The sequence below is a fragment of the Carboxydothermus ferrireducens DSM 11255 genome, assembly GCF_000427565.1.
GTDB classification, from domain to species: domain Bacteria; phylum Bacillota; class Z-2901; order Carboxydothermales; family Carboxydothermaceae; genus Carboxydothermus; species Carboxydothermus hydrogenoformans.
Map to the genome: position 1 here is coordinate 20,002 of NZ_ATYG01000028.1, position 8,631 is coordinate 28,632.

The window sequence follows — 8,631 nt, forward strand, 5'->3', positions numbered from 1 at the left end:
AAAATGCGTTTTTTATATATAACCGATACCCATTTTCGCGGGAATTCGCCCCAAAACCGGATGGATGATTTTCCCCAAACTTTAAGAAAAAAAATGGAGGAAGTGGTACAGGCGGCCCAGGACCTTCAGGTGGAGGCCGTTTTGCACGGTGGGGATTTGTTTGAAATTCCCAATCCTGCGGTAAACGTTGTCGGTGATGTGGTAAGATTTTTAAAAGCACTGGGGAAACCGTTTTATATTGTTCCCGGCAACCACGACCTTTTTGGCCAAAACCCTCAAACTTTAAACCGCACCATGCTGGGCTTGCTGGGTCAGGTAGGGCTTTTGAAAATTTTAGAACCGGGAGAAAAAGTGTTCTTTAAAAAAGACGGAGTACGCTTGCAGCTTACCGGCCAGGGTTATCACTTTGACCTCGATACCGAACGGGGACGGGAGGGCTACCTGGTAAAAAATAAAGAAGCGGACCTTGCCATTCACATTGTCCACGGTATGCTCCTGGATCGGCCTTTTTTCCAGACGGTGGCGTATACCTTAATTGATGATATTAAAGAGACCGAAGCTGATTTAACCTTAACGGGTCATGCTCACCTTGGTTTTAACGAAATCGTCGTTAACAATAAAAAATTTATAAATCCCGGAGCTTTAGTTAGAACCACGGTACTGCCGGCGGAAGTAAACCGTTGGCCGCAAATGGTCTTAATTGAAGCTGGGAAAGACGGTATTACTACTAAGTTTTTGCCCTTAAAAACAGCACTACCCGGGGAGCAGGTCTTAAATATTGAAAAGGCTACGGAAATGAAGTTACGGGAAGAACGGTTAGCCCGGATAATCAGCGAAGTACGGACAGGCGGGGATTTCCGCAGTTTAAAGCTGGAAAATATCCTGCGGGAAATTGCCCAAAAAGAACAGCTACCGGAAGAAGTCCGGGAAGAAGCGTTAAAAAGAATAGCTCAAGCGGAAATAGAAATGGCCCGGGAGGAGGTAGACGATGATGTACCTTGAAAAATTAATTCTGGTAAATTTTCAGTCCCATAAGTATTCGGAATTTAATTTTGCACCGGGCTTAAATGTCATCGTAGGAGAATCGGACCGCGGGAAAACGGCGGTAATCCGGGCGCTTCGCTGGCTTTTTTACAACGAGCCCAAAGGGAGCGAGTTTATCCGGGTAGGAGAAAGGGAAGCAAGGGTTACCGCCCATTTTTCTAACGGCTTAATTGTTTCCCGGGAAAGGAGCGACCGGAAAAACCGCTATGTTTTAATAAAACCCGGGGAAGCACCGGTAGTTTTCGAAAAGTTTGGTCAGGAGGTACCACCGGAAATTAGCGAAGTTTTGGGAGTGCAAAAAATCCGCCTGGATAAAGATTGGGAAGTAGCTTTGAATTTAAGTACCCAGTTAGAACCGCCTTTTTTACTTTTCGAATCGGCCACACGTAAGGCCAAAGCTATCGGGCAGTTTCAAGGGGTGCATCTTTTGGATTACGCGGCGAAAAACGTATCCCGGGATATCCGGAACATCGATGAAGAGATACGTTATAAAAATACCGAAATTGCCGCATTAAAAGAAAAACTTGAGGAGTTTTCGGATTTGTCGCACCTTTCCGCAAGATTAAATAACTTAAAGACCAGAAAATTTATTGCCAAAAGTGTTATTGAACGCTTGAATAACTTAACCGCCCTTCGGGAAAATCTGGAGCAGGTAAGGCAGAAAATTCACGAAAATAAAGATATAGTAAAAAAACTTGGGGTGGTCTCGGTAGAAAAATTTAGGGAAATTGAAGCTTTGTATAAACGTTATCAGGAACTTTTAAAGTTAAAGGAAAGTTATACTGGAATTCTACAAAAGAAAAGAGAAGCTCTGGAAATTCTCAACCATACCTTAACGCTGCCCAGGGCGAAAGAGTATTTAGAGGAAGCTATGGATACTTACTTTAAGCTAAAAACTTTACAGCAATTGGCGGAAAAACGGCAAAAGATTAGCGAACAGAAGAGAAAGCTTCTGTATATAATCAGTATCTTAACTCCGGTGGAAGTTACCGCCAGGAAATACCAGGAGATATTGCCCGACTGCAAAAAACAGCAGGAGTTACTTGGTAAATACCAGGAGTTACAGAAACTTGGCAAGCATAAAACTTATTACGCGGGAATTATTTACAAATACCGGAAAATACCGGAATTGGCCCAAACTTTAAAAAATCTTGAAGAAAAATTAAAAAGGTATGAACAGTTAACGGTTCTCTTTCATAACCTTTCGGGGATACACCGGAGGAAAAAAGAGCAGGAAAGGGAACTTGAGAGAATTAAGCAGGAGGTAGTTAGCCTGCAAGATCAGTATAGAGAGGCGCTCCTGCAGGCCGGACGCTGCCCGACCTGTAATACACCTCTGGATGAAATAACCGTGCAAAAGATAATCTTTGGGGGGTAGTGCGATGAATTTTGAAGAAAAGCTCAATCAATTAAAAAAGGGAATAGACACAGCCTTAAACCATAAAAACCGGGCGGAAGCCCTTTTAATGCACGTTCAGGAACAGGAAAAAGAACTCTTGCGGCAAATTGAAGAACTCGGGGTTGAGCCGGACAAATTGGAGGAAGAAATCAAGCGTCTGGAAGAAGAGCTGACCCGGCAAATTGCTGAAATGGAGCGGGAAATTCCCTGGGACTTAATTGAAAAGTTAGAGGCGAAGGCCAAATGAGAGAAAAACTTTTACAGTTAGAGGAAGCGTTAAATCAATTAGAACAGTATTATCTTATTCGGAAGGGCCAAAAGGAGCAAATAGAAAAAGAGCTTTTGGAAAAAGAAGAGAAATTAAAAGAGCTTACCGCGGAGCGGGATAAACTCGAAAAAACCCGTTATCTCTTACTGGTGGCCGGGCAATACGCCCGGGAACAGGCGAAAAAATATCTGGAAGATATTGCTACAAGTACTCTGCAGTACGTCTTTGGCCCGGAAATAAGCCTGGAAATAGAACTTTCCGAGCGGGCCGGAGCCAATACCGCCGAGTTTTTTGTGGTATCCGATTACGGTAGCTTAAAAGTAAAAAACCGCCCGGAAGATGCCCGGGGCGGCGGAGTGGTGGACATCCTGTCCTTAGCTTTAAGAATATTTTTATTAAATGCTGTTGAACCAAAAATTAAAGGTCCCCTGCTTTTAGATGAACCGGGAAAACACGTATCGGAAGAGTTTGTCGGTTCTCTTGCCCTGTTTTTAAAAGAAACATCCCGCCATTTTAACCGGCAGGTAATAATGGTTACGCACAATCAAAACCTGGCGGGAATTGCCGATAAAGCGTTTTTAGTGGAGTTAAAAGAAGGGGTTTCGGAAGTAAGGGAGTTAAACCTTTAGGAGACAAACGGTATTTCTCCCTTTATTTTTTGCCTGGTAAAGCGCACTGTCGGCAGCTTTTAATACTTCCCGGAAAGATTTCCCATTTTGCGGGAAGTGTCCGATGCCAATACTTACGGTAAGGGAAAGTTCCAGGTCGCGAGCCACGGAGCTCCGGATTCTTTCGGCTATTTGCCGTGCTTTTTCGGGAGAGGTTTCCGGTAAAAGGATAAGAAACTCTTCTCCCCCAAAACGAAAGACTTTATCCTGTTTTCTAACAGAGTTTTTGATTATACCGGCAATTTTTTTTAGTGCTTCATCTCCTGCTAAGTGACCTAAAGAGTCGTTATACTGCTTAAAAAAATCAATGTCGGCCATTAAGATTGCGTATTCAAAATTTGACTGGCTTGTTTGCCGGTCAATTATTTTTGCTTCATTTTCTAAAAAATGCCGGTTGTATAAGCCTGTGAGGTTGTCGGTATAGGAAAGGTTTAAAAGCTCCCTTACTTCTTCTGCAGAATAGTTTTCCCTTTGGCTGTTTTTTTCCTTTAAATTTACATTAATTAATACTTCCGTTAAGGCTATTGTTAAGAATGGTTTAAAAATACTTGTCAAATCAAAAGGGGTGTGATAAAAAATAGTAGAAAGTAGCATCCCGGTGAAAATAGCCGGGAAAAAGAGGACACTTTTTAAAGATAGGTTTAAAAGAAAAATTAAAGGGTAAGAGGCAAAATCGTTCCAGTTGAAGGTAAAATAAAGGCTACTTAAAAAGTAGGTCGCTGCCACCACCATTGGCTTACTTAAATACCTGTTTAGATGAGAATTATAGAGAAAAATTAAGCCGGATAACGTCAATAGCAGCAAAATAAGAACCGGGGAGTTTACATTAAAGATTAATAATAAAAGCAAAATCAGCCCTTTGATTAAATTTTGCTCCATCTTTTTCACCTGAACCTTAAACTAAAATACCAAAAACTTAATTCAATAAATTTCCAAAAATCCCTGCTAACGTTATGGCAAAAAATTCCAACAAATTCCGCTATAGACCCCAAGAAAATTGCAAAAAATATTTACGGAGGTAGAAACTTAGTGTTTAAAATATCCGTTTCTACAACTTTTGACGCAGCTCATTTTTTAAAAGATTATGACGGAAAATGTGCCAATTTACATGGCCATACCTGGCGGGTTGAAGCAGAAGTGGAAGGGCAGACAACCAATGATTTGGGACTTTTAATTGATTTTGGGATGATTAAAGATTATTTAAAAGATATAACTTCTCGCCTGGATCATAAGCTTTTAAATGACGTTTTGCAGGTTAATCCAACTGCCGAAAATATTGCCCGGTATATTTTTAAAGAGCTAAAAGCAAAACTTATTGTCTATCCTGAAATAAAATTATGTGCTGTTAAAGTTTGGGAATCTCCCAATAACGCTGCTACCTATATGGAGTGATGATATGGAAAAAGCAATTGTGTTACTTTCGGCGGGTCTTGATTCTACGGTTTCCCTTGCTTATGGAGTAAGAAATTTTCAGGTGGTGCTGGGCCTGACCTTTAATTACGGGCAAAAAGCTTCCCGGAAGGAAATCGAACATAGTAAAAAAATTTTGGATTATTACGGTATTCCCCAGGAAGTAATTGAACTACCGTTTTTAAAGAAGATTACCAAAACCTCTCTGGTGGCTGAAGATCAAGAAATACCTACCGATATAGATTTGGAAAGTGCTGCTGCCGTCAAAACCTCAATGGAAAAAGTTTGGGTTCCCAATAGAAATGGTCTTTTTATTAATATCGCCGCCGCCTATGCCGAAAGTCTGGGAGCAAAATACATAATTACGGGATTTAATGCGGAAGAAGCAAAAACTTTTAGTGATAACTCGCGGGAGTTTGTGGATGCTGTTAATCACGCTTTAAAATACAGCACCTTAAATCACGTTCAAGTGGTCAGCTTTACCCAAAATTTAGAAAAATCCGAGATTTATCGCCTGGGGGTTGAACTGGGGGCTCCTCTGGACTTAATCTGGAGTTGTTATTACGGCGGAGACGAAATGTGCGGGGTATGTGAAAGCTGTTTAAGGCTAAAACGGGCGCGGGGAGGAGTATGATGTTTGCTCGCTTTATCGACCAAAAAATTGATTACGATGGTTCACAGCTTAGACCCCACTTTATTTATGAAAATTTTGGTTTAATTGGCGATGCGATAATTGCCTTTCGCGGCAGGGCCGAAGTTTCGGACCATCTGGTGGATTTAGAGGATAAAAAGGAAAACGCTTTTATTTACAGTGAAGACATGCTTCATTTTCTCGTTGAACATTTTGACCTGGATTTGGAAAAAGCGGTTTTAAGACAGCGGCTTTTAGTGACCATCATTAAAGAAACTCTGGAAGCTTTAATCGATAAACCAATTGTCCGGATGGGCGATGATCTTTATATTGACGACCGGAAACTTTCCGTATCGATTGCTACCAAGTCCCTGGTTTCGACTTTAATTCATACCGGCATAAACGTAAAAAGCGATAATGCACCGGTGGCGGCAATTGGTCTTGCGGATTTAGGACTGGAAAGCAGGGTTGAATATCTTGGGCGCTTAATTGTTCAGCGCTATGGCATGGAAATGGAAGCGATAAATTTGGCAAAGGCTAAGGTAAGAGGAGTTTTTTAATCCTGAAATCGAGGTGTTTTTTCTTTTATGGCAAATATTGTAGAAATCTTTCCATCACTCCAGGGAGAAGGTTTGTATGCCGGTGTTTCCACCCTCTTTATTCGCTTTTCCGGCTGTAATTTAAACTGCAGTTATTGTGACACCGAAGATGCCAGGGAAAAAAAGGAAAGGTTTACGGTAACGAAAGAAGACGGTTCTCTTTTAGAATTTTTAAATCCGGTAACTCCGGAAAAATTGGTGGAAATTTTGCGAGAAAATTACGATTTTACCTACTATCCACAGCTTGCCCTAACCGGAGGAGAACCTCTCCTTCATGCTTCCTTTTTAAAAGAATTTTTGCCAAAATTGTCTTATCCCGGAGAGGTCCTTTTAGAAACTAATGGGACTTTGCCGGATAAATTAAACGAGGTTTTAAATTCTGTAGACATAATAAGCCAGGATTTTAAGTTAAAGCCTTTTATTGATGAAGACTGTTTTGCCCTTCATCGGGAGTTTTTGCAAATAGCTGCCCGCAAAAAAGTTTATGTAAAAATGGTTATCTCTCCTGAAGTTCAAGATTTGGAGTTTAACGGGGCTATAAACGAAATTGCTTTGGTAAATTCTAAAATACCCTTAATTTTGCAACCGGTAATGCCAATAAATTATTCTCTTGATTTTCTTTTCCAAAAGCAAAAAATGGCTTTAAAAAAGCTGTGGGATGTTCGGATAATTCCGCAGGTTCATAAACTTCTGCAGCTAAAATAAGGTATTGGAGGCGTTTTCATGGTTGATAAAGAAAAAATTGAAATTGCCGTGCGGATGATTTTGGAAGCTATCGGAGAAGATCCGGACCGGGAAGGGCTTAAGGATACTCCGAAAAGAGTTGCCCGGATGTATGAAGAAGTTTTTGCGGGACTGTCCCAGGACCCATCAGAACACTTGGAACGGTATTTTACCGAAGAACACGAAGAGATGGTTCTGGTTAAAGACATTCCCCTGTATTCCATGTGCGAGCATCACTTGCTACCGTTTTATGGTAAAGCCCATGTAGCCTATATCCCGCGCAAGGGAAAGGTAACCGGTCTTTCCAAATTGGCAAGAGTAGTGGAAGGTTTTGCCAAAAGACCGCAGCTTCAGGAAAGGCTTACCAGCCAAATTGCCGATGCTATCATGGAGAAGCTCAATCCGCGGGGAGTTTTGGTGGTTATTGAAGCGGAGCACATGTGTATGACCATGCGGGGGGTCAAAAAACCGGGTTCCAAGACCATTACTTCCGCGGTGCGGGGTATTTTTGCTACTTCGGTTGCCACCCGGGCGGAAGCAATGGCGTTAATTGGTCATCAATCACCCTTAAGGGATTAATACGATATAATAAGAAAGAGGTGAGTTTAGTGAGCGAGAAAAAGGAAGGAAAGCTGGAACTCATAGCCCAGAAACATTTTACACCCTGGGATGAAATGTATTTGGTGGTGGATTTTTTAAATAAACATTTAAAGGATAAAAAAGTGATGTTTGGTTTAAACAAAAAAAACGGCGAGATGGTAATGTCCATTTACGAAGTAGAGTAGGTGGGAAGGGTGCGGATTTTATTAACCAATGATGACGGGATTTATGCCCCGGGGATTAAAGCTTTAAGGCAGGTATTGGAAAAAGAAGGGAAATATGAGCTAACGGTGGTGGCTCCGGACCGGGAAAAAAGTGCTACCGGCCACGGGATTACCGTACACCGGCCGCTTCGGGCTTTTGACATTACTTTTAAAAACAGCAAGGTGCGGGGTGTCTCGGTGGATGGTACCCCGGCGGATTGTGTTAAGCTGGCCGTGGAAGCGCTTCTCGATAAACCGCCGGATTTAGTTTTATCGGGGATTAACTCCGGTCCCAACCTCGGTACCGATGTGCTTTATTCCGGGACGGTTTCGGCGGCCATTGAAGCCATGATTAACGGCATACCGGCCATAGCTATTTCCATGGGTTCTTTTGCCTTCGAAGATGAGGAATATTTGAGGGCTGCGGAGATTTTTGCCCGCCTGTTACCCCGGATTTTAGAACATCCCTGGCCCCGGGACACTATCTTAAATATTAACATTCCCAATGTACCTCTGGAAGAAATTAAAGGGATAGCCATTACCCGGCTTGGAGTGAGAAAGTATATCAATGTTTTTGAAGAAAGAAAGGACCCCCGGGGGCTTTCTTATTACTGGATGTCCGGGGAAGCTGTAAATTACGAAAATGGCCAGGACACCGACACCGCGGCCCTGGCGCGCAAAGAAATTTCCATTACTCCCGTTCATTTTGACCTGACCAATTACCATTACTTGAACGAGCTTAAAACCTGGGTAAAAGCGTTAGAAGGGGCTTTGGCCACGGGCTAAAGTCTCTTCGGCTCTTTTAATCATCAGTTTTACCATGTTACCCCCAATTTTACCGCCGACCCGGCCGCAGTCGCGGCTTGCAACGTTGCCCCAGTAATCGTTAGCCGTATCAATTTTTCCCGTGATTCCCAGCTCCGCGGCGATTTCGTACTTAAGGGCATCGGCGACGTCGGCGGGGAGAAGAGTTCCCTCAGGAGTAAATTTTGCCATCTGTGTTTCACCCCTTCTTTTTATTTTTATTATTGCTGACGGAGACGGTAAATATTTTCGCAAAATGGTGGTAACGGTGTTATTTTTTTT

Annotated in this window: 13 protein-coding genes; 11 read left to right on the forward strand and 2 right to left on the reverse strand. The window is 42.3% G+C overall.

Features of this window, described 5'->3' with window-relative positions:
- Positions 1–3 precede the first annotated feature (3 nt).
- From CARFE_RS0110535 to CARFE_RS0110550, 4 genes are read left to right on the forward strand one after another with little or no spacing between them, the layout of a single operon-like run.
- A complete protein-coding gene (locus CARFE_RS0110535; RefSeq protein WP_028052737.1) occupies positions 4–1,002 on the forward strand; it encodes a metallophosphoesterase family protein in 999 nt (332 codons plus the stop codon).
- Positions 989–2,422: an AAA family ATPase gene (locus tag CARFE_RS0110540; protein ID WP_034542048.1), complete on the forward strand. Its 1,434-nt coding sequence runs from the start codon at positions 989–991 to the stop codon at positions 2,420–2,422. The genes CARFE_RS0110535 and CARFE_RS0110540 overlap by 14 nt, the downstream gene beginning before the upstream one ends.
- 4 nt (positions 2,423–2,426) lie before the next feature.
- Positions 2,427–2,690, forward strand: a complete 264-nt coding sequence (locus CARFE_RS0110545) for a hypothetical protein (RefSeq protein WP_011343870.1) — start codon at positions 2,427–2,429, stop codon at positions 2,688–2,690.
- Positions 2,687–3,340, forward strand: a complete 654-nt coding sequence (locus CARFE_RS0110550) for a P-loop NTPase family protein (RefSeq protein WP_011343871.1) — start codon at positions 2,687–2,689, stop codon at positions 3,338–3,340. Before CARFE_RS0110545 ends, CARFE_RS0110550 begins: the two co-directional genes overlap by 4 nt.
- Here the strand turns inward: CARFE_RS0110550 and CARFE_RS15700 are convergent.
- On the reverse strand, positions 3,329–4,258 hold the full coding sequence (locus tag CARFE_RS15700) for a GGDEF domain-containing protein (protein WP_051250282.1): 930 nt from the start codon (positions 4,256–4,258) through the stop codon (positions 3,329–3,331). The two genes, CARFE_RS0110550 and CARFE_RS15700, sit on opposite strands and share 12 nt — an antisense overlap.
- 150 nt (positions 4,259–4,408) lie before the next feature.
- On the opposite strand from CARFE_RS15700, the gene queD reads away from it, so the two are divergent.
- The 7 genes from queD to surE are packed head-to-tail and all read left to right on the forward strand — an operon-like array spanning position 4,409 to position 8,331.
- On the forward strand, positions 4,409–4,771 hold the full coding sequence (gene queD, locus CARFE_RS0110560; RefSeq protein WP_028052739.1) for a 6-carboxytetrahydropterin synthase QueD: 363 nt from the start codon (positions 4,409–4,411) through the stop codon (positions 4,769–4,771).
- Positions 4,772–4,775: 4 nt separating this feature from the next.
- Entirely contained in the window at positions 4,776–5,423 is a 648-nt protein-coding gene (gene queC / locus CARFE_RS0110565) for a 7-cyano-7-deazaguanine synthase QueC (protein ID WP_028052740.1), read from the forward strand.
- Positions 5,420–5,980, forward strand: coding sequence for a DUF366 family protein (locus CARFE_RS0110570; RefSeq protein ID WP_245570785.1), 561 nt, complete (start codon positions 5,420–5,422; stop codon positions 5,978–5,980). The genes queC and CARFE_RS0110570 overlap by 4 nt, the downstream gene beginning before the upstream one ends.
- 27 nt (positions 5,981–6,007) lie before the next feature.
- On the forward strand, positions 6,008–6,724 hold the full coding sequence (locus CARFE_RS0110575; protein WP_028052742.1) for a 7-carboxy-7-deazaguanine synthase QueE: 717 nt from the start codon (positions 6,008–6,010) through the stop codon (positions 6,722–6,724).
- Between the two features lie 18 nt (positions 6,725–6,742).
- A complete protein-coding gene (gene folE, locus CARFE_RS0110580; RefSeq protein WP_011343878.1) occupies positions 6,743–7,321 on the forward strand; it encodes a GTP cyclohydrolase I FolE in 579 nt (192 codons plus the stop codon).
- 29 nt (positions 7,322–7,350) lie between these two features.
- Positions 7,351–7,527 (forward strand): YpmA family protein, encoded by a 177-nt coding sequence (locus CARFE_RS15990; protein WP_075866294.1) that lies wholly within the window; start codon positions 7,351–7,353, stop codon positions 7,525–7,527.
- Between the two features lie 9 nt (positions 7,528–7,536).
- Positions 7,537–8,331 (forward strand): 5'/3'-nucleotidase SurE, encoded by a 795-nt coding sequence (gene surE / locus CARFE_RS0110590; protein ID WP_011343880.1) that lies wholly within the window; start codon positions 7,537–7,539, stop codon positions 8,329–8,331.
- Here the strand turns inward: surE and CARFE_RS0110595 are convergent.
- Positions 8,305–8,631 (reverse strand): alpha/beta-type small acid-soluble spore protein (locus tag CARFE_RS0110595; RefSeq protein WP_245570786.1); only part of this gene is annotated, 327 nt, incomplete at its 5' end. The genes surE and CARFE_RS0110595 overlap by 27 nt on opposite strands.